The organism is Brevundimonas sp., assembly GCF_030704825.1.
Taxonomy (GTDB): domain Bacteria; phylum Pseudomonadota; class Alphaproteobacteria; order Caulobacterales; family Caulobacteraceae; genus Brevundimonas.
In genome coordinates this window covers 78,302-102,901 of sequence record NZ_JAUYNX010000002.1, presented here as the reverse complement: position 1 = coordinate 102,901, position 24,600 = coordinate 78,302, and the positions used below count along the sequence as shown (strand labels likewise).

Annotated in this window: 31 protein-coding genes; 13 read left to right on the top strand and 18 right to left on the bottom strand. The window is 68.7% G+C overall.

Going from position 1 to position 24,600, the window contains the following annotated elements:
* Positions 1–2: 2 nt before the first annotated feature.
* Positions 3–278 (bottom strand): DUF2312 domain-containing protein, encoded by a 276-nt coding sequence (locus Q8Q71_RS01410; protein WP_292025971.1) that lies wholly within the window; start codon positions 276–278, stop codon positions 3–5.
* Between the two features lie 182 nt (positions 279–460).
* Positions 461–586 carry a type B 50S ribosomal protein L36 gene (ykgO, locus tag Q8Q71_RS01405; RefSeq protein ID WP_055832286.1) on the bottom strand — a complete coding sequence of 42 codons (126 nt, stop codon included), beginning with the start codon at positions 584–586 and terminating at the stop codon, positions 461–463.
* Positions 587–807: 221 nt separating this feature from the next.
* On the opposite strand from ykgO, the gene Q8Q71_RS01400 reads away from it, so the two are divergent.
* The 7 genes from Q8Q71_RS01400 (at position 808) to Q8Q71_RS01370 (ending at position 7,751) form a co-directional block, all read left to right on the top strand.
* Positions 808–1,320 (top strand): hypothetical protein, encoded by a 513-nt coding sequence (locus Q8Q71_RS01400; protein WP_305757859.1) that lies wholly within the window; start codon positions 808–810, stop codon positions 1,318–1,320.
* Positions 1,321–1,710: 390 nt separating this feature from the next.
* Positions 1,711–3,000, top strand: a complete 1,290-nt coding sequence (locus Q8Q71_RS01395) for a lytic murein transglycosylase (RefSeq protein WP_305757858.1) — start codon at positions 1,711–1,713, stop codon at positions 2,998–3,000.
* Positions 3,001–3,083: 83 nt separating this feature from the next.
* Complete coding sequence (radA, locus tag Q8Q71_RS01390) at positions 3,084–4,448, top strand: DNA repair protein RadA (RefSeq protein ID WP_305757857.1); 1,365 nt, start codon at positions 3,084–3,086, stop codon at positions 4,446–4,448.
* A 28-nt stretch (positions 4,449–4,476) separates the two neighbouring features.
* Positions 4,477–5,070: a CvpA family protein gene (locus Q8Q71_RS01385; RefSeq protein WP_305757856.1), complete on the top strand. Its 594-nt coding sequence runs from the start codon at positions 4,477–4,479 to the stop codon at positions 5,068–5,070.
* Between the two features lie 26 nt (positions 5,071–5,096).
* On the top strand, positions 5,097–6,611 hold the full coding sequence (gene purF / locus Q8Q71_RS01380; protein WP_305757855.1) for an amidophosphoribosyltransferase: 1,515 nt from the start codon (positions 5,097–5,099) through the stop codon (positions 6,609–6,611).
* A 6-nt stretch (positions 6,612–6,617) separates the two neighbouring features.
* Complete coding sequence (locus Q8Q71_RS01375) at positions 6,618–6,962, top strand: VOC family protein (RefSeq protein ID WP_305757854.1); 345 nt, start codon at positions 6,618–6,620, stop codon at positions 6,960–6,962.
* Positions 6,963–6,998: 36 nt separating this feature from the next.
* Positions 6,999–7,751 carry an SDR family NAD(P)-dependent oxidoreductase gene (locus Q8Q71_RS01370; protein ID WP_305757853.1) on the top strand — a complete coding sequence of 251 codons (753 nt, stop codon included), beginning with the start codon at positions 6,999–7,001 and terminating at the stop codon, positions 7,749–7,751.
* Here Q8Q71_RS01370 and Q8Q71_RS01365 read toward each other — a convergent pair.
* From Q8Q71_RS01365 to Q8Q71_RS01310, 12 genes are all read right to left on the bottom strand, one after another.
* The gene (locus Q8Q71_RS01365) at positions 7,748–8,164 is read right to left on the bottom strand and encodes a hypothetical protein (protein WP_305757852.1); all 417 of its coding nucleotides are present in this window, start codon (positions 8,162–8,164) and stop codon (positions 7,748–7,750) included. The two genes, Q8Q71_RS01370 and Q8Q71_RS01365, sit on opposite strands and share 4 nt — an antisense overlap.
* Positions 8,165–8,231: 67 nt before the next feature.
* On the bottom strand, positions 8,232–8,465 hold the full coding sequence (locus Q8Q71_RS01360) for a hypothetical protein (RefSeq protein ID WP_305757851.1): 234 nt from the start codon (positions 8,463–8,465) through the stop codon (positions 8,232–8,234).
* A gap of 178 nt (positions 8,466–8,643) precedes the next feature.
* The gene (gene der / locus Q8Q71_RS01355) at positions 8,644–10,266 is read right to left on the bottom strand and encodes a ribosome biogenesis GTPase Der (protein WP_305757850.1); all 1,623 of its coding nucleotides are present in this window, start codon (positions 10,264–10,266) and stop codon (positions 8,644–8,646) included.
* Between the two features lie 33 nt (positions 10,267–10,299).
* Positions 10,300–11,721, bottom strand: a complete 1,422-nt coding sequence (locus Q8Q71_RS01350) for a PQQ-like beta-propeller repeat protein (RefSeq protein WP_305757849.1) — start codon at positions 11,719–11,721, stop codon at positions 10,300–10,302.
* 23 nt (positions 11,722–11,744) lie between these two features.
* Complete coding sequence (locus Q8Q71_RS01345) at positions 11,745–12,503, bottom strand: tetratricopeptide repeat protein (RefSeq protein WP_305757848.1); 759 nt, start codon at positions 12,501–12,503, stop codon at positions 11,745–11,747.
* A 91-nt stretch (positions 12,504–12,594) separates the two neighbouring features.
* Positions 12,595–13,431, bottom strand: coding sequence for a 3-methyl-2-oxobutanoate hydroxymethyltransferase (gene panB, locus Q8Q71_RS01340; RefSeq protein ID WP_305757847.1), 837 nt, complete (start codon positions 13,429–13,431; stop codon positions 12,595–12,597).
* 79 nt (positions 13,432–13,510) lie between these two features.
* Positions 13,511–13,924, bottom strand: a complete 414-nt coding sequence (locus tag Q8Q71_RS01335; RefSeq protein ID WP_305757846.1) for a hypothetical protein — start codon at positions 13,922–13,924, stop codon at positions 13,511–13,513.
* Positions 13,914–14,468: an RNA polymerase sigma factor gene (locus tag Q8Q71_RS01330; RefSeq protein ID WP_305757870.1), complete on the bottom strand. Its 555-nt coding sequence runs from the start codon at positions 14,466–14,468 to the stop codon at positions 13,914–13,916. Before Q8Q71_RS01330 ends, Q8Q71_RS01335 begins: the two co-directional genes overlap by 11 nt.
* A gap of 24 nt (positions 14,469–14,492) precedes the next feature.
* Positions 14,493–14,894, bottom strand: a complete 402-nt coding sequence (locus Q8Q71_RS01325) for a DUF6249 domain-containing protein (RefSeq protein WP_305757845.1) — start codon at positions 14,892–14,894, stop codon at positions 14,493–14,495.
* A gap of 134 nt (positions 14,895–15,028) precedes the next feature.
* The gene (locus Q8Q71_RS01320) at positions 15,029–15,352 is read right to left on the bottom strand and encodes a hypothetical protein (protein ID WP_305757844.1); all 324 of its coding nucleotides are present in this window, start codon (positions 15,350–15,352) and stop codon (positions 15,029–15,031) included.
* Positions 15,342–15,881, bottom strand: coding sequence for an RNA polymerase sigma factor (locus tag Q8Q71_RS01315; protein WP_305757843.1), 540 nt, complete (start codon positions 15,879–15,881; stop codon positions 15,342–15,344). The genes Q8Q71_RS01320 and Q8Q71_RS01315 overlap by 11 nt, the downstream gene beginning before the upstream one ends.
* Before the next feature lie 21 nt (positions 15,882–15,902).
* Entirely contained in the window at positions 15,903–16,316 is a 414-nt protein-coding gene (locus tag Q8Q71_RS01310; RefSeq protein ID WP_305757842.1) for a hypothetical protein, read from the bottom strand.
* A 189-nt stretch (positions 16,317–16,505) separates the two neighbouring features.
* Between Q8Q71_RS01310 and Q8Q71_RS01305 the strand changes: the two genes are divergently transcribed.
* From Q8Q71_RS01305 to Q8Q71_RS01290, 4 genes are all read left to right on the top strand, one after another.
* Positions 16,506–16,745 carry a hypothetical protein gene (locus tag Q8Q71_RS01305; protein ID WP_305757841.1) on the top strand — a complete coding sequence of 80 codons (240 nt, stop codon included), beginning with the start codon at positions 16,506–16,508 and terminating at the stop codon, positions 16,743–16,745.
* Between the two features lie 73 nt (positions 16,746–16,818).
* Complete coding sequence (locus tag Q8Q71_RS01300; RefSeq protein WP_305757840.1) at positions 16,819–17,787, top strand: lyase; 969 nt, start codon at positions 16,819–16,821, stop codon at positions 17,785–17,787.
* Between the two features lie 27 nt (positions 17,788–17,814).
* Positions 17,815–18,174: a cytochrome c family protein gene (locus tag Q8Q71_RS01295; RefSeq protein ID WP_305757839.1), complete on the top strand. Its 360-nt coding sequence runs from the start codon at positions 17,815–17,817 to the stop codon at positions 18,172–18,174.
* A gap of 69 nt (positions 18,175–18,243) precedes the next feature.
* Positions 18,244–20,523 (top strand): glycoside hydrolase family 3 N-terminal domain-containing protein, encoded by a 2,280-nt coding sequence (locus Q8Q71_RS01290; RefSeq protein ID WP_305757838.1) that lies wholly within the window; start codon positions 18,244–18,246, stop codon positions 20,521–20,523.
* Here the strand turns inward: Q8Q71_RS01290 and Q8Q71_RS01285 are convergent.
* Positions 20,520–20,867: an arsenate reductase gene (locus Q8Q71_RS01285; protein WP_305757837.1), complete on the bottom strand. Its 348-nt coding sequence runs from the start codon at positions 20,865–20,867 to the stop codon at positions 20,520–20,522. The genes Q8Q71_RS01290 and Q8Q71_RS01285 overlap by 4 nt on opposite strands.
* A 110-nt stretch (positions 20,868–20,977) precedes the next feature.
* Between Q8Q71_RS01285 and Q8Q71_RS01280 the strand changes: the two genes are divergently transcribed.
* Positions 20,978–21,469 carry a VOC family protein gene (locus Q8Q71_RS01280; protein WP_305757836.1) on the top strand — a complete coding sequence of 164 codons (492 nt, stop codon included), beginning with the start codon at positions 20,978–20,980 and terminating at the stop codon, positions 21,467–21,469.
* On the opposite strand, the gene Q8Q71_RS01275 is transcribed toward Q8Q71_RS01280, so the two are convergent.
* From Q8Q71_RS01275 to Q8Q71_RS01265, 3 genes are read right to left on the bottom strand one after another with little or no spacing between them, the layout of a single operon-like run.
* Entirely contained in the window at positions 21,466–22,869 is a 1,404-nt protein-coding gene (locus tag Q8Q71_RS01275) for a dicarboxylate/amino acid:cation symporter (protein ID WP_305757835.1), read from the bottom strand. The two genes, Q8Q71_RS01280 and Q8Q71_RS01275, sit on opposite strands and share 4 nt — an antisense overlap.
* A gap of 54 nt (positions 22,870–22,923) precedes the next feature.
* Positions 22,924–23,511 carry a 2'-5' RNA ligase family protein gene (locus Q8Q71_RS01270; RefSeq protein WP_305757834.1) on the bottom strand — a complete coding sequence of 196 codons (588 nt, stop codon included), beginning with the start codon at positions 23,509–23,511 and terminating at the stop codon, positions 22,924–22,926.
* A 1-nt stretch (position 23,512) separates the two neighbouring features.
* Entirely contained in the window at positions 23,513–24,115 is a 603-nt protein-coding gene (locus Q8Q71_RS01265) for a YdeI family protein (protein WP_305757833.1), read from the bottom strand.
* 156 nt (positions 24,116–24,271) lie between these two features.
* On the opposite strand from Q8Q71_RS01265, the gene Q8Q71_RS01260 reads away from it, so the two are divergent.
* Entirely contained in the window at positions 24,272–24,592 is a 321-nt protein-coding gene (locus Q8Q71_RS01260) for a YerC/YecD family TrpR-related protein (RefSeq protein WP_305757832.1), read from the top strand.
* Positions 24,593–24,600 lie beyond the last annotated feature (8 nt).

Sequence of the window (24,600 nt, the reverse complement as noted above, 5' to 3'; positions counted from 1 at the left end):
TGTCAGATCTCGCCGAGGGCCGAGAGGTACAGGTCGAGGATCGCGTCCTCCTCCTGCCGCTTGGCCTTGTCCTGCTTGCGGATGCGGATGACCTTGCGCAGGATTTTCACGTCATAGCCCTCGCCCTTGGCCTCGGCGAAGACCTCCTTCATGTCGGCCATGACCGCCGCCTTGTCCTCTTCGAGGCGCTCGAGGCGCTCGATCACGGTGCGCAGGCGGCCCTGGGCGGCGGACGTCAGCACGTCGGGCGAGGAATCGAAGGAAGCGTCGTCGGCCAAGGGAGAACTCCGGGAAACACGCCCTCAAGCAGGCCGAAGGCCGACGGGGCAAAAAGAATGAAGACGCTAACCACGCCGGGGCGCGCGACTCAACGACGGCTGGGGTCGGACGCGAAAAAGGCTGCGGACAAGTCCGCAGCCCTGAAACTTTCGAACCGCGTCGCGACGCGGAAAGGCCGTCTTTAGCCCTGCTTCGCCTTGAAGCGCGGGTCGGTCTTGTTGATCACATAGACCACGCCCTTGCGACGCACGACCTTGCAGTCGCGGTGGCGGGTCTTGAGCGACTTGAGCGAGCTGCGGACCTTCATGGTCGTCGTCCTGGGGCAAAGCAAAACAGAAAAGCCGCGGGACGAACCTGCGGCGGAGCGGTGCGTATAGAGAGGCTTCCCCGCTTCGTCAACCAGATGGGCAGGGACATTGGCGCGGCCGGGAGACCCCGGTCCGGGTCGTCCGCGATTGTAACCGCTCCCCGCATCGTGCAAGCGGGTGCTGACATCGCCCCTCGTCGTCGCGGCCGGGAACCACGCCCATGGGATTGTTCGACTGGATGACCGGCAGCAAGCGCGCGCCCGACGGCGTGCCGCGCCTCCCTGTTCCGGCGCTCCGGGACGGCCTTCTGGCCATCAACCGCGACACCGCCCCCTTCATCGTCCGCGACGGCGCGCCGGAAGGCGTCGACCTCGTGGCCGAATGGCGGATCGTCGACGCCCAATGGTACGAGGTCTTCGCCAAGGCCGGGATCAAGCGCGTCTTCAAGGTGCTGATGAAGTTCGACGAAGCAAGGGGCGAGGTCCGCGCCGTGGATCAGTCGTGGGAGGTGGAATGGCGCGCCGGCGTTCCCGACCTCTCCGCCACGGCCGAGGGCGTCCGCGGCCAGACCTGGGAAAAGAGCTTCGAAACGGTCTACGCCTTCCGCGAGGACCTGTCCTGGGGCGAGGTCTACAGCTACCGGTTCGACACCGACGAGATCAAGAAGCCGCTGGTCGCCGCGGCGCAGAAGGCGGGCTGGGGCTGGCGCGGCGTGGCGTTCGGCAAGCTCTGAGCGGCGCGCTGACAGAACGCCGAGCCAGCAGCGAGCGATCGCGTCGGTCGCGTCAGAGCCCAACAGGATGGAGGCCTGGCCTCCGAGTTGAACGGAGGGTCTCCGGGGTTGCACCCCCGTTGCGTAGCCCCTCCGCCACCAGGCCGTATCGGGTCTCAGAGCTGGGCTCCTTGTGCGCCAGGGCCTCTGAAATAATCCATGATATTGAGGGTTAACGACGCAAAACAGAGAATCCCGGCCCCCGCCGTCGCCTGTCGCGCGACCCAAACGACACAGTCGGCTGGGGCTTGAGGACGGAGCCTCGCTTTGGCCCCGGTATTGCAGCAACGCTGGCCGCCCTCGCGCACTTGTTATGACGGGGCGGCCATCGGGGACTCTACAGCTATCGCCATGCGCATCAGCCTTCGCCTCCTGCTCATCGTCTCAGTCGCCGCCTGCGCCCCCATGCTCCCGGAGGCGCCGCCGGTCCCGCCCGTCATCACCCCCGGGGAGCCGACGCCCCTGGCTGGCAGCCCCGTCCCGCTCGCGCCGCCCAGCCAGCCTCCGGTCGACACCCCTGCCGACCAGGCCGGATTCGAGGGCTGGAAACAGGGCTTCCTGGCCCGCCACGGCGGCGCCCGTCGAGCCGAATACGAGCGCGAGCTCGCCGGCCTCACGCCCGATCCGTCGGTCATCCGGCTGGACCGGAACCAGCCCGAGTTCAGCCGCCCCGCCGGCGCCTATGTCCAGTCCGCCGCCTCGGCGACGCGGATCGCCCAGGGCCGCGCCCGCACCGACCGCGTGCCGTGGGAAGTGACCCGGCGCTACGGCGTCCCGACTGAAATCCTCGTCTCCATCTGGGGCAACGAAAGCGGCTACGGCGCCATCCAGGGCAACTATGACGTCGTGCGGTCCCTGGCCACCCTGGCCTTCGACGGCCGCCGCCGCGACTGGGCCGAGAGCGAGCTCAGGGATGCGCTGGACATCGTCGTCGACGGACGCCGCGACCGCGCGGGACTGAAGGGCAGCTGGGCGGGGGCCATGGGCCAGACCCAGTTCATGCCCGACGCCTATCTCCGCCTCGGCGTCGACCAGTCCGGCGACGGCAAGGTCGACATCTGGGGTTCGGACGCCGACGCCCTGGCTTCGGCCGCCAATCTGCTGGCGCAGGCCGGCTGGAAGCCCGGCCAGACCTGGGGCTATGAGGTCATTCTGCCGGCCGGCTTCGACTACGCCGAGGCCGAGGGGCCCCGCCATCCATGGCGCCACTGGGCCCAGCGGGGCGTATCCCTCGCCCGTGGCGGCGCGCCCAACGCCGCGGAAGCGCTGGAAGAAGCCGTGATCCTGCTGCCCCAGGGCGCGCGCGGCCCGGCCTTCCTGGCCCTGCCCAACCACTATGTGATCCGCCGCTACAACAACTCGGTCTCCTACGCCCTGGCCATCGGCCTGACCGCCGACGGAATCGCCGGCAAGCCCGGCCTCGTCGCGACCTGGCCCGACGACGCCCCCCTGTCGCGCGACCAGCGCATCGGCGCCCAGCGCGCCCTGACCGCCCTCGGCTTCGACACCCAGGGCATCGACGGCGTGGTCGGGGCCAACACCCGCGCCGCCCTGCGCCGCTGGCAGATCGCCAACGGGCGGCTGGCCGACGGCTATCTGACCGCCGACCTCGCCGACGAACTGATCCGGCGCGCGGGCTGATCGCGATCCGCCTGCGACAGTTTCGGTCGTACCCCCGGCGGTCCCCCCTGCCCCGCGCCTTCCGACTCCTGTAAGCCACCGGCATGGCGAGAGACGGCGCGATCTATGTCTGCCAGGCCTGCGGAGCCGTCCACGGCAAGTGGTCGGGCCAGTGCGGGGCCTGCAACCAGTGGAACTCCATCGTCGAGGAGAGCCGTTCGGCTCCGCCCGGCGCGATGAAGCCCGTCAGCGCGGCCCGGACCCGCGGCGTCCAGTTCGAGACGCTGCAGTCCGACACCCCCGAGCCGCCGCGCATCGTCACCGGCGTGACAGAGTTCGACCGGGTCTGCGGCGGCGGCGTGGTGCCGGGCTCGGCCATCCTGCTGAGCGGCGACCCCGGGGTCGGCAAATCGACCCTGCTGCTCGACGTTTGCGCCCGCGCCGCGCTGAAGGGCGCGCGCGTCGCCTATATCTCCGGCGAGGAGGCGATCGAGCAGATCCGGGCCCGAGCCAAACGGATGGGCGTGACCCACGCGGCGGTCGAATTGGCCTCGGCCACGGCGCTGCGGGACATCCTCGGCACGCTGAAACGCGAGCGGTTCGACATCGTCGTCATCGATTCGATCCAGACCCTGTGGTCCGACGCTCACGAAGCCGGGCCCGGCTCGGTCACCCAGGTCCGGGCCTGCGCCGGCGAGATGGTGCGGCTGGCCAAGTCGCAGGGCGTCGCCGTCGTGCTGGTCGGCCATGTCACCAAGGACGGCCAGGTCGCCGGCCCGCGCGTGGTCGAGCATATGGTCGACGCCGTGCTGAGCTTCGAGGGCGAGCGCGGCTATCCCTTCCGTATCCTGCGCGCGGCCAAGAACCGCTTCGGCGCCACCGACGAGATCGGCGTGTTCGAAATGGGCGACGCAGGCCTGCGCGAGGTGGCCAATCCCTCCGCCCTGTTCCTCGGCGAAAGCAACGACCGGGCCCCGGGCGCGGCGGTCTTCGCCGGCATCGAGGGATCCCGCCCCGTGCTGGTCGAGATGCAGGCGCTGGTGTCCAAATCCGCCTATGGCACGCCGCGACGGGCGGTGGTGGGCTGGGACACGGGGCGGCTGGCCATGGTGCTGGCGGTGCTGGAGGCGCGTTGCGGCTTCGGTTTCGGGGATCAGGACGTCTATCTGAACGTGGCCGGGGGCCTGCGCATCAACGAGCCGGCGGCGGATCTGGCGGCGGCGGCGGCGCTGATCAGTTCCGCCACCGACGTTCCCCTGCCCCAGGGCTGCGTGGTCTTCGGCGAGATCAGCCTGTCCGGCGAGGTCCGGGCCGTCGGCCGCGCCGAGGCGCGGCTGCGCGAGGCGCAGAAGCTGGGCTTCGACCAGGCCCTGACGCCCACGCTGACGGTCAGGCACAAGGGCGTGGGCGTCACCTCGGTGACACGGCTGTCCGAGGCGGTCGAACGAATCTCGCAAAACCGCTATTGAGGACGGATCGACAGCTTTCCGAGCCAGCATGACCGGTTTCGACGTTATCGCCATCCTGGTCATCCTCGCCTCGGCCGCCGCCGGCTGGGTCCGCGGGGGCACGCGCGAAATCATCACCCTGCTCAGCTTCGTGCTGGCGGCCTTCGTCGCCCTGGTCGCCCTTCCCGTGACGGCGCCGATCGGAAGGGGCCTGATCGATCCGGACTGGGCGGGGACGATCGCGGCGGCCATCGGCTCGTTTCTACTGATCTATTTCGGCGTCCGCATCTTCGGCTCTATCCTGTCGAAGCGGGCCCAGGCCCATCCACAACTGGGCGGGATAGACCGTTTCATCGGCGTTTTCGTTGGGGCAGCGCGCTCGCTGGTGCTGCTGGGGGCCATCCACCTGGTCATCGTCGCCGCCATGCCGGGCGAGAAGACACCGACATGGCTCAGCGAGGCGGCGTTGCGCCCGGTGACGGCGGGCGCGGCCCGGGCGATCCAGATCATCCTGCCCGGCATCGGGCGCGGCGCGGACGCGCTCAGCCCGGTCGTGACTTCGTCCGTAAGCAAAGGGTTTTCGGAAGAAGAAGCCTTGCCGCCGCCCCAAACAGGCAATACTTCGCCGCCAGCCGCCGACTAGAGTTCCCGCGTCATCGGAGCCCCACGATGAGCAGTCCCGTGCATTCCATCGCCGACCCGGTCGTCCACCGGGCCCATGATCGCGACCCGGACGACGATCGGCCGCGTCTCGAATGCGGCGTCTGCGGCGTCTGGGGTGCGGAAAAGAACGCCGCCTCGTCCGTCGTGGCGCTCGGCCTCCACGCCCTGCAGCATCGCGGCCAGGAAGCCTGCGGCATCGCCAGCGTGCACGAGACGCGCTTCCACACCGAACGGCACATGGGCCTGGTCGGAGAGGCGTTCGGCGGGTCGGACCTGTCAGAGCGGATGCCGGGTTCGGCGGCGATCGGCCACACGCGCTATTCGACCTCGGGCGGTTCCTTCCTGAGAAACATCCAGCCGATGTTCGCCGATCTGGACAGCGGCGGCATCGCCATCGCCCACAACGGCAATCTGACCAACTTCCTCTACCTGCGGAACCAGTTGGTCGGCGAAGGCGCCATCTTCCAGTCGACCTCGGATTCCGAAGTCATCCTCCACCTCATTGCGCGCAGCCGGAAGGCCAAGATCGTCGACCGCTTCATCGACGCCATCGGCCGGATCGAGGGCGGCTACGCCCTGGTCTGCCAGACGCGGTCCAAGATGATCGGAGCCCGCGACCCGCTGGGCATCCGTCCGCTGGTGCTCGGCCGCCTCGGCGAGGCCTGGGTTCTGGCCTCCGAGACCTGCGCCCTGGACACCATCGGCGCGACCTTCGAACGCGACGTGGAGCATGGCGAGGTCATCGTCATCGACCACGAGGGGCTGAAGTCGCTCAAGCCCTTCCCGACCCGCGGGGCCCGGCCCTGTTTGTTCGAATACGTCTATTTCTCGCGGCCCGACTCGATCGTGAACGGCCGTTCGGTCTATGGCGTGCGCAAGCGAATGGGCATGACGCTGGCCCGCGAACACGCGGTCGAGGCCGATGTGATCGTGCCGGTGCCCGACAGCGGCGTTCCGGCGGCGCTCGGCTATGCCCAGGAGAGCGGCATTCCCTACGAGATGGGGATCATTCGCAGCCACTATCTGGGCCGCACCTTCATCCAGCCCAGCCAGGGCGCCCGGCAGAAGGGGGTGCGGATGAAGCACAGCCCCAACCGCTCGGTGCTGGAAGGCAAGCGGGTGGTGCTGATCGACGATTCCATCGTGCGCGGCACGACCTCGGTGAAGCTGGTGCGGGCGGTCCGGGCCGCCGGCGCGACCGAGGTGCACCTGCGCTCGGCCTCGCCGCCGATCCTGTGGCCGGACTTCTACGGCATCGACATGCCCGAACGGGACCAGCTGATCGCCGCCAACAAGACGCTGGAGGAGATGAAGGCCTATCTGGAGGTCGACTCCCTGGGCTTCCTGTCGGTGGACGGCCTGTACCAGGCGATGGAGGCGGGTCCGCGCGATCCGCGCAACCCGCAGTTCACGGATCACTATTTCACCGGCGAATACCCCACCCGCCTGCTCGACCGCGAGATAGAGGAAGGCGGGCGCGAGGTTGCCGCGCGGCAACTTTCGCTGCTGGTCAGCGCTTAAGCCAGCATGATCCAGCTCGGCTACTTCACCATCGACACCGAGGACCTCGACAAGGCGAGAGCCTTCTATTCCGCCCTGTTCGGCTGGACCTTCGACGAGGCCGAATCGCATCCGACCTACGCCCACGTGGCGGGCGCCCAGCCGCCGTTCGGCTTCACCAAGGTCGAACGGGCCAAGGACAATCCGCACCTGTATTTCCGTGTCGACGACATCGAGGCGCTGTGCGCCCGGGTCGTGGAGTTGGGCGGCAAGGCAGCGGTCCCTTCCGAGAGCCGGTCGGGAACGACGGCGGTGGTCTGCGACGACCAGGGCGTCAGCTTCAGCCTGTGGCAACCGGCCGCCGGCTTCTAGCTTCCGCCGGACCGGCGCGCGCGCTATCAGGCGCGCATGACTGACATCCCCCTCAAGGACCGTATCGCCCTCGTCGTCGGGGCCTCGCGTGGCATCGGCTACGAGAGCGCCCTGGCGCTGGCGAAGGCCGGCGCGCACGTGATCGCCACGGCGCGAACCGTCGGCGGCCTGGAGGAGCTGGACGACGCCATCTATGCGGCGACCGGCAAGCACGCGACCCTGATCCCGTTCGATCTGGTCGACGGCGGAGCGATCGACCGGCTCGGAGGCGCGATCCACGAACGGTTCGGGCGGCTCGACATCTGGGTGCAGGCGGCGGCGACCTTGGGCGCATCCGGCCTGACGCCGGTCAGCCACGCCGATCCGCGCGTCTGGGCCAAGGTCGAAAAGACCAATTTCACGGCCGTTTACCGCCTGATCCGCTCGCTGGAGCCCCTGCTCAAGGCGTCCGGGGCCGGTCGCGCCGTCTACATCACGACCAGCGTCGCCGCTGCGCCCAAGGCCTTCTGGGGCATGTACGCCGCGACCAAGGCGGGGGCGGAGGCCCTGGTTAAATGCTGGGCCGACGAGATCGAGTCCACGCCCGTGCGGATCGCCATCGTCGATCCGGGCCGGATGCGCACCCAGATGCGGGCCCAGGCCTATCCTGGCGAGGATCCGGAAGAGCTCACCCATCCGTCGGCGATCGGCCCGCTCATGGTCGAACTGGCGCGGGGCGATCGGGAGCCGCCACTGGAGGTAAGCTTCAAGGACTGGTCAGGCGGACCGGCTGTGGCGGCGCTGATCTAGGCCGCGCGCAGAAATCCGGTCGATCCGGCCCGCGCCCCGAACCAGCCGGCGGCCACGACCAGCACAACGCCCGCGATCGCCATCCACGCCGGATGGGGAATCAGGAACAGATTGGCGGCGGTGGCGCACAGGAACAGGCCCGCGGCGGCCCAGCCCGGCCAGGCGCCGCGACGGCCGAAGCGGGCGGCGAAGGCCGCGGCGGCGAAGGCGGCGACCGTCCACGTCGTCAGCATGACGATGAACACCGCCGTCGGCAGCCCCCCCACATACGCCTCCATTGCCGCGCGATCGTTCATGTCGGTGGGCGCGGGCCCAGCGGACACGGCGAGGGACTGGGACAGCATGTCGCCCAGAAAGACGAGGATGAAGGCGATGACCACGCCGGCGATAGTGGCCAGGACCGACCTGAGCATCTTGAACCCTCCCGAGATCAGCCAACCTAGCGTCGTTGTCCGCGATGCGTCAAAGACGGGCGGGACGCTAGCCCTCAATCAAGGGCGACGGCATGACCACGCGCTGTTCGCACTGGACATAGGCGTTCACCGCTTCGACATAGGCGGCGAGCTTCCTGCCGTAGCCGTTGACCGCGGCGACATATGCATCGAACGACTGGCCGTAACGCTCCATTTCGGCGTTGTAGGCGCCGATCACCCGGTTGGTGCAGGTATGGCGGCTGCGCGCTTCGTCGACGCAGGATGGCGGCGACGGGCGCACGGGTTTCGCCGGACGCTCGACGACCGGAATGGCCGGCTCCGCGCAGGTGGTATCCTAGCCTGTTCCGCCTTACGCCAGAAGCGCCAAGGCTGCGATGAGTCCCGTCGAAAACGCCACGATTGTTCCTCCACCTTCGCGCGAGGATCGGCGAGAAGCGGCGGCGGCGTCAACGGGACGCCTACTTCTTCGGCAGATGTTTCTGACCCGTCCGCACCCGCCCGGACCGCGATACCTGACGCGCCCCGCCCCGCGCGCCCTTCTGGACGGCGACCGACGAGCCGGCCTTCTTGTTGGCGCTGGCTTTGAGGCCGGCCAGCGGTTTCAGCCTGGTCTTGCCGGCCTTCCTCTGCTCCAGCGCCTTGCCGGGCAGGTTGGACAGCATCTCGGCGCGTTCGGCCTTCTTGATGACCTTGCGCGGCGCGGTCTTGGCGTCGCCCTTGTAGCGTTCGGGGCCCGATTTGGAGCCGCCGGGCGCATAGGGGTTCTCGGTGCCCGACTTGACGATCAGCCGGATCGGCGTGCCCGGCAGGTCGAAGGATTCGCGCAGGTTGTTGACCAGATAGCGCTTGTACTGCTCGGGCATGGACTCGGCGCGGCTGGCCATCAGCACGAAGGTCGGCGGGCGGGCCTTGGTCTGGGCCATGTATTTGGGCTTGATCCGCTTGCCGTCGACGGCGGGGGGCGGATGCCTCTGGGTGGCCAGGGCCAGCCAGGTGTTCAGGTCCTTGGTCTTGACCTTGACCGACCAGGTGGCGTGGGCCTGAAGCACGGCCGGCATCAGCCGTTCGACGCCGCGGCCGCTGTGTGAGGACAGGGCCACGAAGGGCGAGCCCTTCAGTTGGGGCAGCTTGTCCTCGGCCATCTGGGTCAGCTTGGCCAGTCTCGACTGGGGCTCAGTCTCGAGGTCCCATTTGGCGGCGACGTAGACGAGCGCCCTGCCCTCGCGCTCGACCAGGTCCGCCAGTTGCAGGTCCTGGGTGTCGAAGGCGTCGTCCTTGTCCATGACCAGCACGACCACCTCGGCGAAGGTGATGGCGCGGATGGTGTCGGCGACCGACAGCTTCTCCAGCTTCTCCTGCACCCGGGCCTTGCGGCGCATGCCGGCGGTGTCGACCAGACGGATGTTCTGGCCTTCGTATTCCCAGTCGACCGAGATGGAGTCGCGGGTGATGCCGGCCTCGGGGCCGGTCAGCATGCGGTCCTCGCCGATCAGGCGGTTGATCAGGGTGGACTTGCCGGCGTTGGGGCGCCCGATGATGGCGATGCGGATCGGCTTGTCGGGCTCGTCGACCTCCTCGATGAAGATATCGGCGCTGGCGGCGACGATGGCGGCGTAGAGATCGGCCATGCCCTCCCCGTGCTCGGCCGAGATGGCGACCGGCTCGCCGAAGCCGAGCGAATAGGCCTCGCCGATGCCGCCGCCGCTCTCGCGGCTCTCGGACTTGTTGGCCAGCAGGATGACGGGCTTGTGCTGTTTCCTCAGGCGATCGGCGAAGATCTGGTCCAGCGAGGTCACGCCTTCGCGGGCGTCCATCATGAACAGGATCAGGTCGCCGTCTTCCAGCGCCGCCTCGGTCTGTTCCCGCATGCGGGATTCGAGGCTGTCGTCGGTGACGTCCTCATAGCCGGCGGTGTCGATCAGCGTCAGGTCCATGTCGCCGATGTTGCCGTCGGCGTAGCGACGGTCGCGGGTCACGCCCGGGCGATCATCAACCAGCGCGAGGCGCTTGCCGACGAGACGATTGAACAGTGTCGACTTGCCCACGTTGGGGCGGCCGACGATGGCGACTTTGAGAGCCATGTCGGCCTTCTAACGCAGTTCGGGGTGTAAACGTCAGCGAATGCTGACGAGGTCGCCGTTGTCTGTGAGGACGTAAAGGGCGCCGTTGTAGGCGGCCGGCGCGAGATAGGCGGGGCCGCCGAGCCGGATCGACGCCGTCTGGGCGCCGGTCTTGGGATCGAAGGCGACGAGTTCCCCGTCCGAATTGGTCAGCACCAGGCGATTGGAAGCCATCAGCGGACCCGACCACTCCGGCCGCACGGTGCGGTCGAAGAAGCCGAGCAGGCCCCCTTCCTGGCGGACGCGGCTCTCGTTGAGGTCGCGGGTCCAGTAGATCTGGCCGCTGTCCCTGTTGATCACCGTCAGCTCGCCATTCTTGGACACGACGTAGACCACGTCGCCGACCGGCAGGGGCGCGTTCACGCCGGCGACCGGCAGCGTCCATTTGGGCTGGCCCGAGCGGATATCCAGGGCCGACAGCACGCCGGAGTGGCTGACGGCATAGACCACGCCGCGACTGATCACCGGCCGGCCGGCGATGTCGCGGATCTCCGACAGGGCGCTGGTGCGGCTGGTGCGCGACAGGACCTGTTGCCAGACGGCCTGGCCGGTCGAGGCGCGCAAGGCGACGACCTCGCCCGAGGAAAACGGGGCGATCACCGTGTCGCCGGTCACGGCCGGGCTGGAAGCGCGCAGGATGCGGGCCGGCTCGGGGATGCCGCGGTAGGACCAGTCCTGTTCGCCCGTCGTGACGTCGAAGGCCTGTATCTGGTTCTCAACATCGACCACGAAGACACGGTTTCCCGACACCGTGGGAGCGCCGTGGATCGGCACATCGACCGGAGTCGTCCAGATCACGGCGCCCGACGCCTGGTCGAGGGCGGTGACGGTGCGATAGCCGGACGAAACGAAGACCTTGCCGCCGCCGACCGCCACGCCGCCGCCGAAGCCGCCGCCGGTCGATCCGCCGCCCAGCCCGAAGCTGAACATGCTGCGCCGGAATTCGGGTTCGTCGGGCTTGACGTTGGCCTTCCAGGCCGTGGAGCCCGAGCCGGCGTCGAGCGCCGAGACGGTGGCTTCGCCATCCAGCACAAAGACGCGGCCGTTGTCGGCCACGACCGGAGCCATGATCTGACGCGTGCGCGAGGAGCCCGCGCCAACGCCGCGTCGCCAGGCGACCGTGAAATCGGGCGCGGCGATCACATGCTCGACCGAATTCTCGGCATTGCCCCCCGGCTGGGTCCAGGCGATCGCCGCCTGGGGACCGGGAATGAAGAAGTCGCGACCGGACAGGGCGGCCGACGGAGCCAGCTGCTGTTCGAACTCCAGCACCGAGATGCGCTGACCCTCGCTCGCCCGGGCCTGGGGTTCGTCGGTCCGGCCAAGACCGAATGGGAGGACGTTCCGTACCGTGCTGCACGAGGCGACGGCGGCGGCGAGCCCGCTCAACAGAACGACTTTAAGCACGCGATTCATGGGTGACGTCCTGAAAACGGTGATCACGGGCGAGCCGGAGCGGCGGGAGCGGGGCCGCCAGGCCCGGCGGGCGCGACCGGGGCGATGGGGGCGGGAAGAGCGGCCTGGGCGCCGGTGATGCGCTTGAGATTGGCGGCGGCGCCGGAATCGATGGCCGCGATGGCCAGGTCGGCGCGCTGGCTGACGATCTCCGGCGTATCCAGACCGTTCTTGAGCAGTACGAAGGCTTCGCGAGCCGCCGCCGTCTGGCCGTATTCGAGCCGGGCCATGGCCAGGGCTTCCACGGCGAAGGGGCTGAGCGGACGGTCCGGGTCGGTCAGCGGCTTGAGGCGGGCCTCGATCTGCGCCAGGGTTTCGGTGTCCATGGCCAGCAGGGCGGCCTTGTAGGCGGCGGGGTCGGAGAGCAGCGCATCCCGCGACGCCTTGGCCGCTTCGTCCAGCAAGCGGATGGCGTCGGGAATGCGGTTGGCCTCGAGAGCGATTCCGGCGCGTTGCATCAGGGCCATGACCTTGTAGGCGTCGTTGCCTTCCTTGGCGGCCTGGACGAAGGCGGCGTCAGCCCCGACCGGATTGCCGGCCTGCAGGGACTCGAGGCCGCGGTCGTAGGCGACGGAAGCCTTGTCGGCCTTGGACGTCTGCCAGCTGTCCCAGCCCCAGACGGCCAGGGCCGCGACGAGGGCGACCAGAAGCACGCCGCCGACAATCGGCAGCCAGGTGCGGGCCAGCCGCTTGTAGCGGTCGGAGCGAAGCTCCTCCTCGACCTGCTCGAAGACATCAACCACGGATACGTCGCCCCCAGAAAACGGAAATAGGCCGCTGAAATTCAGTCCGGCCGGACCCTAGAGGGTCAGCTTGCCGCCCGCAACGCGCCGCTTAGGGCGTGACGGGCTTTTTCGAGAAGTAGGTCTCGACTTCGGCAGGAAAACGGCGGGCCTTGACGTCAGCGGCGTAGGCGCCGACCGCGCGGTCGATATCGCCGCGCAAATCAGCGTAACGGCGGACGAATTTGGGGGTCCAGTCGAACAGGCCCAGCATGTCCGGAGTGACCAGGATCTGGCCGTCGCAGGCGGACGAGGCGCCGATGCCGATGGTGGGCTTGTCGATGGCCAGGGTGATCTCGCGGGCCAGGCCTTCGGCCACGCCCTCGATCACCACGGCGAAGGCCCCGGCGTCGGCGGTGGCCTCGGCCTCGCTCAGGACGCGCAGCCGCTCCTCGTCGGTGCGTCCCTTGGCCTTGAAGGCGCCGTCGGTCAGCACCGCCTGGGGACGCAGGCCGACATGGCCCATGACCGGAATGCCGCGCTGAACCAGATAGGCGATGGTCTCGGCGACGGTCGGACCGCTCTCGACCTTCACCCCCTGGGCGCCGGTCTCCTTCATCACCCGGGCGCAGTTCTGGTAGGCCTGTTCCTTGCCGCCCTCATAACTGCCGAACGGCATGTCGATGACCACCATGGCCCGGCGCGAGCCGCGCATCACGGCCTGGCCGTGCAGGATCATCATTTCCAGCGTCACCCCGACGGTGTTGGGCATGCCGTGGACCACCATGCCGACGCTGTCCCCGACCAGCAGCAGGTCGCAGTGGTCGTCCAGCAGGGCGGCGGTCGGGGCGTCATAGGCGGTCAGGCAGACGATGGGCTCGCCCCCCTTGCGGGCGCGGATGTCAGGCGCCGAGATGCGTTTGACCGCTTCCTGCTTCTGGCTGGACATGGGGAGGGCCTCCTGTTCGGGCCTCCTAGATAGTCGCGGAGGCCATCCCCGTCATCCCTCGCGGGATGACGGGAGGCGGTCACACATCCTGGGACAGTTTCATCACCCCGGCGGCGGCGAGGGCGATCAGGGCGCCGGCGGCGATCCAGAACATCTGCATCCCGCCCATGGAGCCGAGTTCCAGATTGGCCAGACCGAGCTGGTCGAGACCCGACTGGACCGCGCCCTGGGCGTTGAGCGACGCGCTGCGGATACCCTGGCCCAACGCATTGCCGGCCACGACGCCCTCGCCATTTCCGAGGTCGACGCTCATGGTTTCGCGCACCGCCACCACGCCGCCGACGACGCCGGCGAGACCGAGGGCGAGGAAGCGGACGCGGGAGCCTTTCTGCAGCCGCTGCTCGACCCGCGCCGTAAACAGGGCGGAATCGGGCATCTGGGGCGCGCGCGCAAACAGGCGCTCGACAAAGGGATCGAACTCGTCAGCCGACATGCTGCGTGCTCCCCAGGGACTGCTGCGGCTGGAGCCGCGCGCGGAGTTTATCCAGACCACGTTTGACATGAGACTTCACCGTGCCGAGTGGCAAATTCAGGGCGGCGGCGATCTCGGGATGCGCCATGCCGGCCCCGTGACAAAGGGAGACACACAGTCGTTCGGGCTCGCTCAGGCCCTTGAGGGCTTCATCGAGGTCCATCAGGCCCGCATGATCGGCGGCGGGCGCGATATCTTCCTGTTCGACTTCAGCGATGTAGCGGGCTTCCTTGGCGACCCGCTTGATGTAAAGGCGCGCAGCGATCCGCTTGACCCAGGCGGCGAAGGTGCCTTCGCCGCGGAACTCCGCGCACCGCTCGAACGCCTGGATGAAGGCGTCCTGGGCGATGTCGTCGGCGAGGGAAGCCTGGGCCCCCATCCGCCGCAGCAGACCGCGCACCGCCGAGCCGTGGCGGCGCACCAACTCGCCGAACTCCCGCCGCCCGCCCGCCGCCGCGAGGGCGGCGAGCTCGACGTCGTGCCGGTCGACCAAGGGCTGGGTCATCATGCTTCCCCCGTCCGCCCGGTCCTATTCCTTGTTCGAGTTGAAGAAGCTGAGCACGATGAAGGCCAGCCCGATGGTGGCCGGGATGGCGGCCACGCCCAGCAGGCCGTTGCCGATGTTATCCATCTCGTGGTGGTCCCAGCCCAGATCGCTGAGGAAGCCGAAGGCGGCGATGCCGACGCCGACAGCCAGCCAGATCACGCCGCGGCGCAGGTCCCGCGTCCGCGAAGGCAGCTTGCTGGCCACATCCTTCGTCATGGCGTCGATGAGCTCGGGCGGGAGTTGCTGACCCTTGTCGATGGCGTGGCGCACGGTGGCCTGCATTTCGCGCTTCTCGCGCGACTTGAGATAGGCGGGGCCGAAGGCGATGGCGGTGATGGTGCCGAAGACCGACAGAATGGCCACCAGCGGGATGAAGTCTTCCATGTGGGTATCCCCTCTTGTTCGAAACCGGAGCGTGATGCTTCGGCCTTCTGACGACAAGAGGCGTTGGCGGGGCCGTACGGATGCGAACGCGCTCGTGAAACTTTCGTAAGGCGGCCCAGCCGCCGCGGCGACCGTCAGCGAGCGATGAATGGCTTGCGCGAGCGTCCGTTGAAGCGGCGGGACAGCCACAGGGCGGCGACGGCGGTGACCGCCGCCCCGGCCAACATGGCCGCCGCGGGTTCGAGCGCCGGGCCAAGGCTTTCGGTCATCGGTCCGACCACCGGGATCAGGGCCCACAGCACGGCGACAGACGCCACGCCCCACGGAACCAGGGCGGCCACGGTCATCCACGCCCGACGAAGGGCGATGGCCTGGGCGATCCGGACCTGAAAGGCGTAATCGCGCGCGGGCGGAGCCTCGGCGGCGAACAGGGCGGACAGTTTCTGTTCAGGCGTCATCCGGACCTCCCAGCGCCTTGAGCAAACGCGCCCTTCCCCGTGCAACATGCGACTTCACCGTACCCAGAGGCAAGCCCAGGGCCATCGCCGCCTCGCCGTGCGACCAGCCGTCGGCCAGGCACAGGGCCACGCAGGCGCGAACGTCGGGCGGCAGGTCGGCCATCGCCCCCGCGACGGACATCCGGTCTTCCGGCGAAACCCCGGCGGGGGTCTCGACCGTCTCCAGCCAGATGGTGTCGCGTGCGGCGCTGCGCCGGGAGGACCGGATGCGATCCTGGGCCTTGCGCCAGGCGATGCCGCACAACCAGGCGCGGACCCCGGCCGGCTCCTTCAGCGAGCGCAGCGAGCCCCAGGCCGCGAGAAAGGCGTCCTGGGCCACATCGTCCGCCTCGGCCCAGCCCCCGCCCAGCATGCGGCGCAGAAACGCTCGCACCGCGGCCTGGTGCCGCTCGACCAGCCGCGAAAAGGCCGCGTCCGAGCCGGCGAGCGCACGGCCCACCAACTCGGCGTCGGTCTGCAGTCCCCCCATGTCCCTGATCCCCGGCCGGCATCAGGCCCGCGGACCGCGCCCGCCGCTGCGCAAGGCCGAGACCAGCGAGGCCAGGCACAGGGCCCCGAGCACGAAGCTGACAATCAGAAAGGCCTCCTGGGCTCCATAGATGTCAGCCCAGCTGGCGTAGGCGAAACCCGCCGACATCACGCCGAACAGCACCACCGAAAACCAGGACCCGTCGCCGGGCCGGCCATCCCGGCGCGAGTGCCAGGAATCGTCGTCCGCGTCGATCGGCCGTTCCAGCACTTTCAGCAGCGCGGCCGGGGGCTCCTGCCCCCGCTCGGCATAGGTCTGGATCAGCTTCAGCGTATCCTTCTGACGCCGGTAGTTCAGGAAGCTGGAGAAGCCGCCGAACACGAACCAGGCCAGCGGGAACAGCAGCCACCAGTAAGAACGAAACAGATCTTCCATCGTCGTCACCCCTCATGCGCCGGACGCCTTGCCCGAACTTTCATAGGGTAGTCGGCGCCGGCGCCGCCAGCGGATGCGCCCCGGCGAAGATATTCCACGCGGGTCGGGGAGGAATTCGCGTGCAACGGCCCTTGTCGCCCCGCGTTCGCTAGCCGACACTTCCTCCCACGCCCAGCCGGAGCCTGCCCCATGGTTCAGATCACCTATCGCATCGTCGAACACGACGGAGGCTGGGCCTATCAGCTGGGCGGCACCTATTCCGAAACCTATCCCGACCACGACTCCGCCCGCGCCGCCGCGGCGGCCGCGGCCCGCGAGCAGAAGGTGCCGGACGAGGATTCCCTGATCGAATACGCCGACGCCTCGGGCCGCTGGATCACCGAACGCGCCGACGGTCATGACCGACCGGAAGCCGAGGTCGAGGGCTGAACGGGCGCGACCCGGTCGAATCGCCCGCCTCCATTCGGCTATGGTGTCGCGACAGGAACGCAAGGAGAGCGCCATGATCCGCCGCCTTTCCGGGTTCGCGGCCCCGTTAGTGATCGCGATGGTCCTCGTCAGCCCCACGCTGGCGCAAGAGGTGCGCTATTACGCCGTTCCGCCCGGCGGCCGCGCTCACGACGTCGCCGTCACCCCGGACGGCGAGGTCTGGTGGACCGTTCAGCGCGGCGGCGGCCACGGCGTCCTTGATCCCGACACCGGCGAGACCGTCATTGTTCCGCTCGGCGAGGGCTCGGCCCCTCACGGCGTCATCGTCGGGCCCGACGGGAACGCCTGGATCACCGACGGCGGCCAGAACGCCATCGTCCGGGTCGATCGGGCCACGCGCGAGGTCAAGGTCTGGCCGCTGCCGGCGGACACCGGACCAGTGAACCTGAACACCGCCACCTTCGATCATCGCGGCCGCATCTGGTTCACCGGCCAGACGGGCTTCTATGGTCGGCTGGACCCGGCGACGGACGACATGAGGGTCTGGGCCGCCCCGCGCGGCCGCGGCCCCTACGGCATCACCACCACGCCGTCCGGCGATGTCTGGTACGCTTCTCTCGCCGGCAACCACATAGCGAAGGTGGATCTCGACACCGGCGAGGCGACCATCGTCGAGCCCCCGACGCCGAACCAGGGCGCGCGCCGGGTCTGGTCCGACAGCCACGGCCGGATCTGGGTCAGCGAGTGGAACAGCGGCAACGTCAGCGTCCATGACCCGCGCGACGCCAGCTGGCGGACCTGGAAACTGCCGGGCGAGGCGCCGAAGACCTATTCCGTCTATGTCGACGAGACGGACAAGGTCTGGCTGACCGACTTCGGCGCCAATGCCATCGTCCGGTTCGACCCGGCCACGGAGACCTTCCAGAGCTTTCCCAGCGATCGGCCGGGGGCCAATGTGCGCCAGATGCTGGGCCGCCCCGGAGAGGTTTGGGGCGCGGAGTCGGGCACGGACCGGCTGGTGGTCATCCGGCACGGCGGTTGAGGCGTGGCGGCGTTCTGGCTCCTGTTCATGGCGCTGGCCGGGTCCGAGCCACGGACCCTGACGGACGCGGGCGAGCGCGCGTTCCAACGGTGCGCGGCCTGCCATTCGCTGCGGCCGGACGATGTCGCCATGCCGGCCCCCCACCTGAAGGATGTGTTCGGGCGCCGCGCGGGGACTGTGCCGGGCTTCGCCTATTCGGACGCGATGCGCGCGGCGGGCCAGAGAGGTCTGGTCTGGGATGGGCCGACGCTGGACCGCTATCTGGCGGATCCCGAGGCCGTCGTGCCGGGAACAGCCATGCCTTATCAGGGCGGGTCGGCTGCGGAACGCGCGGCGTTGATCGACTGGCTGGCCGGTCGAACGGTCCTCCCGCGCAACGGGATGTGATCGGGGCGGACTAGGCGGGACCGGCCCCGGCCGTTAGGTCTGCCTCCCACAGCTTGCGGAACCGGTTACATGCGTCACGCCTCCCTCCCCGCCCCGACCCGCCGCATGCTCCTCGCCGGAGGCGCGATGGCCGCCGGCATGGTCATGGCGCCGAGGATCGCGGCGGCGCAGGCTGCGGCCGACCTGGATCGGGTCAACGGCCTGATCGCGCGTATGACCATCGAGGAGAAGGCAGGCCAGCTGAACCTGCTGAACGACCCCTTCCGCTGGCGGCCCGAGGGGGTGAACCCCGGCGACCTCAACCCGGATCAGTCAGCCGTCGCCGCCGACATCCGCGCCGGCCGGATCGGGGCCCTGTTCAACGGCGTGGGCGCCGGAAACACCCGGATGGTGCAGGAGATGGCGGTGCGGGACAGCCGGCTGGGCATTCCCCTGCTGTTCGCCGCCGACATCGTCCACGGCCTGCGCACCACCTTTCCCGTACCTCTGGGCGAGGCCGCCAGCTGGGACGCCGACCTGGCCATGCGGACGGCGCGCGCCGCCGCCGTCGAGGGCGGAGCCGCGGGCGTACACCAGACCTACGCCCCCATGGTCGACATCGGCCGCGACCAGCGCTGGGGCCGGGTGGTCGAGGGCGCGGGCGAGGACGTCTTCCTCGGCAATCTGTTCGCCGCGGCGCGCACCCGCGGCTTCCAGGGCGACGATCTGAAGGCCTGGTCGTCGTTGCTGGCCTGTCCCAAGCATTTCGCCGCCTACGGCGCCGCCGAGGCGGGCATGGATTACAATTCCACGGACATGAGCGAGCTGGAGCTGCGCTCGGTCTATCTGCCGCCGTTCAAGGCCGCCTTCGACGCGGGCGCCCTGTCGACGATGAGCGCCTTCAATGACCTCAACGGCGTCCCGGCCAGCGGCAACAGATGGCTGCTGACCGACATCCTGCGCGGCGAATGGGGCTTCGCGGGCTTCGTGGTATCGGACTACACCTCGGAGCAGGAGCTAATCGCCCACGGCTACGCCGCAGACGGACGCGACGCGGCGCGGCTGGCCCTGATAGCCGGCGTCGACATGTCGATGAAGAGCGGTCTGTACCTCAAGCACATTCCGGAACTGGTCCAGTCGGGCGACGTGCCCATGGCGCGCGTCGACGAGGCGGTGCGGCGGGTGCTGATGACCAAGGCGGCCCTGGGGCTGTTCGACAATCCTTACCGCGGCTCGGACGTGCGCATGGAACGCCGCGTCCACGGCAGCCGCGAGCATCTGGCGCTGGCGCGCGAGGCGGGCCGCAAGTCGATCGTGATGCTGAAGAACGAGGGCGGCCTGCTGCCCCTGCCGAAGACGGGCAAACGCTACGCCCTGATCGGGCCGTTCGGGGCGGATGCGACGGACCTGTTCGGTCCCTGGTCGATCTTCAAGGATCCGAAGCTGGCGGTGTCGCTGGAACTGGGCCTGCGCGCGGCGCTGGGCGAGGGCTCCAGCCTGACCGTGGTCAAGGGCTCGAACGTCGAGGCCCCGCTGGCCGGCGGGATCGAGGCGGCGGTGGTGGCGGCGGCCCAGGCCGACGTCGTGCTGCTGGCCGTCGGCGAGTCGCAGGAGATGTCGGCCGAGTCCAAGTCGCGGGTCGACATCGGCCTTCCCGCGCCCCAACTGGCGCTGGCCGAGGCCGTTGCGGCGACCGGCAAGCCCGTGGTGGTGCTGCTGCGCAACGGCCGGGGCATGGAGCTGGCGGGCGCGGTGAAGGACGCCCCGGCCATTCTGGTCACCTGGTTCCTCGGGTCCGAAACGGGCAATGCCGTGGCCGATGTCCTGTTCGGCGATCATGCCCCGACGGGGCGGCTGCCGGTCAGCTTCCCACACAGGTCGGGACAGTCGCCCTTCTATTATGCGCACAAGGCCACCGGCCGACCGTCGCGGCCCACGGACACCGAATTCACCGCGAAATTCCGCGAGGCGCCGCATCTGGCCCTCTATCCGTTCGGGCATGGCCTGACCTACGGATCCGTCAGCTGGTCGCCGGTTCGCCTGTCGGCGCCGACCATGGCCTGGAACGGCGAGGTCACGGCGACGGTCACCCTGACCAACACCGGCGCGCGTCCCGTGTCCGAGGTCGTGCAGCTGTACATTCGCGACAAGGCCGCCTCAGTCACCCAGCCCGTGCGACTGCTGAAGGGATTCCGCCGCGTGACCGTGCCCGCGGGCGGCGTCCTGGAGGTGTCCCTGCCGCTGAGGTTCGCCGACCTGAGCTTCCTCGGGTCCGACCTGCGGCCGACGGTCGAGCCGGGCCTGTTCGACGTCTGGCTGAGCGCCGACGCCCAGGGCGGCGAGCCGGCGACGTTCAGCGTGATCCGCTAGGTCAGGATCGCGGCGTAGATATCGGGCTTGAACCCGACCAGGGTCCGGTCGCCCAGATCCAGCACCGGGCGTTTGATCATCGACGGCTGGGCCAGCATCAGATCGACCGCCTTCGCCGCGTTCAGGTCGGCCTTGTCGTCGTCCGGCAGGGCCCGGAAGGTCGTGCCGGCGCGGTTGAGCACCGTCTCCCAGCCGTGCTCGGTCACCCAGCCCTCGAGGCGCGCGCGGTCGATTCCGGCTTTTTTGTAATCGTGGAACTCATGCGCCACGTCGTGTCCGGCCAGCCAGACGCGGGCCTTTTTGACGGTGTCGCAGTTGGGGATGCCGTAGAGGGTCGGGGTCATGTTGCCTGTCTGCCCAGCCAGGCCGGGAACCGCAAGCCGCCCCCCTCCGCATTTGCATTTAACCGAATAGTTTAATATGCTCTCCTCGTTAGCAATGAAGGAGAGGCCCCATGACCGCCCCCGCGCCCCGTCAGAAAGTCATTCCCTGCCTCTGGTTCGACAAACAGGCCGAAGAGGCCGCCAGCTTCTATGTGTCGCTGCTGCCGGACTCCCGGGTCGACGCCGTCGTCCGTTCGCCCGGCGACTATCCCAGCGGCAAGGCCGGGGACGTGCTGGTGGTGGAATTCACCCTCGCCGGCAGCCGCTACACGGCCCTGAACGGCGGCCCGATGTTCAAATTCACGGAGGCCGTCTCCCTGCAGATCGACTGTGAGGACCAGGCCGAGGTCGACCGCCTGAGCGACGCCCTGTCCACCGTGCCCGAAGCCGAGCAGTGCGGCTGGGTCAAGGACCGCTACGGCCTGTCGTGGCAGATCGTGCCCCATGCGATGACCCGCCTCCTGTCCGATCCCGACGAGGGCGTCCGGAAGCGTGTGTTCGACGCCATGATGGACATGAAGCGGCTGAACATCGCCGAGCTGGAACGCGCCGCGCGGGGCTAGTCCTCGTCTGCCTGGACGGCGCCGGCGACGACCGGACCAGGCGTTCCCGACAGCGCCCGGTCCAGGGCGTCGCGATCCAGACCCTTCTCCCACCGCGCCACGACGATGGTGGCTACGGCGTTGCCGATGAAGTTGGTCAGGGCCCGGCATTCGCTCATGAACCGGTCGACACCGAGGATCAGGGCCATGCCGGCGACCGGCACCGAGGGCACCACCGCCAAGGTGGCGGCCAGGGTGATGAACCCCGCGCCCGTGACGCCCGCCGCCCCCTTGGAGCTGAGCATGGCCACGGCCAGCAGAAGCAACTGGTCGCCCAGCGACAGGTCGACGCCGCATGCCTGGGCGATGAACAGGGCGGCCAAGGTCATGTAGATGTTGGTGCCGTCCAGATTGAACGAATAGCCCGTCGGCACGACCAGCCCGACCACGGACTTGTCGCAACCGGCGCGGCCCATCTTCTCGATCAGGCTGGGCAGGGCCGCCTCCGACGATGAGGTGCCGAGGACCAGCAGAAGCTCTTCCTTCAGGTAACGGATCAGTCTGAAGATCGAGAAGCCGTTGAACCGCGCCACGGCGCCGAGGACCACCACCACGAAGAAGCCCGAGGTCAGGTAGAAGGTCGCCACCAGGGCGGCGAGGTTGATCACCGAGTCGATGCCGTACCGGCCGATGGTGAAGGCGAAGGCGCCGAAGGCGCCGATCGGCGCCGCCTTCATCAGGATGGCCACCAGTTTGAAGAAGGCCTCGGACACGCTCTCCAGCACCGTCATGACCGGCTGGGCCCGGTCCCCGATGATGGCCAGGGAAATGCCGAACAGGATCGCGAAGAACAGCACCTGCAGAATCTCGCCGCCGGCGAAGGCGCCGACCACAGTCTCGGGGATGATGTTCATCAGGAAGGCGATGATGTCGGTCTCGTGCGCCTTCTGGACGTAGGTCCCGACGGCGGCGGGGTCGAGGGTGGCCGGATCCACGTTCATGCCCGCGCCGGGCCGCACCACATTGGCGACCACCAGGCCGATGATCAGGGCCAGGGTCGAGAAGGTGAGGAAATAGGCGAAGGCCTTGCCCACCACCTTCCCCAGCCGGCCGAGGTCGCGCAGGTGCGCGATGCCGGTGGCCACGGTCAGGAAGATCACCGGGGCGATGATCATCTTCACCAGCCGGATGAAGGCGTCGCCCAGCGGCTTCAGATCCTCGCCGAACGCGGGCCAGACATGGCCGATCAGGGCGCCGAGGCCGATGGCTACCAGAACCTGGAAATAGAGGTGGGTCCAGACCGGCCTCTTCTTTGCGGGGAAGGGCGCCGGCGCGACCTCGACGGCGACGCCGGGCGCGGCCTTCACAGGCCGGGTCGTCCGCGGGCGCGGCGTATCCGATGTCGTCGGCTTGCGGGCCATGCGGTTTCCCTCCCGTCGCGCATCCGGCGCGATTCCCGGACCCAGCCTACGGACTCAGTCGCGAAGGGGCCAGCGAGCGAGCGGGTGATAGACTGATCGCCCGACCTCGCTGTGGATCAGACCGAAGTCGGCGGGCCGCCAGCCGACCGGGTCGATGGCGCCTCCGGGCAGCCGTTGATCACCATAGGCCAGGGTCACGTGGGGATTGAAGGCTTCCCGGGACAGCGTCCGGACCCCCGCGCGCAACAGCGCCCTGAAGAGCCGGTCGCGGAACGCCCTGAGCGCCTCGACGCCCTCTCCTCCCAGCAGGACATACGGATGTCTGCCCGGCGCGCCGGCGAAGCTGTCGGCGCGGTCGAACGCGACGTCGAAGGCCGCTTCGGACAGGCCGTCTGCGGTCGCCCTGATGTCCGCGACCACACCCTGCGGAAGCGAACCGGCATAGTCGCCGACATGGATCAGGGTGACGTGCATCCGGTCGGGGCGAACGGCCGACCCTTTCAGCCTGTGATCCGCGCGCGCATCGTCCAGCACCTTCGACGCGCCCGCGGCCGCATCGGGCGGCAACATCAGCCCGAGGAACAGCCGCTCAATCCTTATCGAAGCGGGGGCGCCGAACAGGTCGCCCGACACGGCCGGCACCTCAGCGCTCCCGCTGGGGATGCGGGGTCTCGCCGCGCTTCAGCATCTCGACCAGGTCCACGATCTTCTTCTTCCGCCCGGCCTCGGTCTTCATGTTGTGGGTGCGGAAGGCCAGCGCGAAGCGGTTCTGGGCGCTGAGTTTCGCCAGCATCGCTTTCGCCTTCGGTTCGGCGTCGATCGCGACCTGGAGGTCGTCCGGGATGGCCATGTCCTTGCTGCCGCCATAGGCGCGGGCCCAGCGGCCATCAGCTTTGGCGGCCTCGACCTCTTTCAGGCCGTGTTCCGTCATCCGGCCCTCGGCGGTCAGGCGGGCGACATTGTCGACGTTGATCTGGCTCCAGATGCTCTTCCTCGTCCGCGGCGTGTAGCGCTGGAGATAGCTGGTCGCATCGAAGCTCTTGCGCACCGCGTCGATCCAGCCCCAGCACAGGGCCACGTCTATGGCCTCCTTCGGCGTGATCGAGGGCAGGCCCGAGGCGACCTTGTGGATCTTGATCCAGACCTCGTCCTCGCTGGCGTGGTGTTTGCCGAGCCATGCGTAAAAAGCCCCGGCGTCCACGAACTCGTGGACGTGGCCGGGGTCGACCGTGATCGGGCCTTTCATTCCCACTCGATGGCTCAAGGGCTCCGCTTCCAGCCGCGCCGCAATCGCAATGCATGCAGCGGACCGACTTTCGACCGGCTCACCCGCAAGGGCAATACGACGTCTGCCGGTTAATAGAGCTTGATCGTTTCACTGTTACAGCATAATGGAACATGCATGAACGACACCCTGCCCCGCGAGGCCGTGCACAAGGCGGCTGAAGATCGGCTCGCCCTTTATGACGCCCTGTTGTGTTTGCGGACGCGCGAGGAGATGGACGCGTTTCTGGCCGATCTGTGCACGCCGTCGGAGCTCCGCGCCTTCGCCGAACGGTGGGCGGTGGCGCGGCTGCTGGATCGACATCTGCAGTCCTACCGGGAGATCGCCGCCGAGGCGGGGGCCAGTCCGACCACCGTCGTTCGCGTCGCCCGCTTCCTCAGGGAAATGCCGCACCAGGGCTATCGCCTGGTGCTGGACCGCCTGAAGCAGAAAGTCTGAGCACCCCG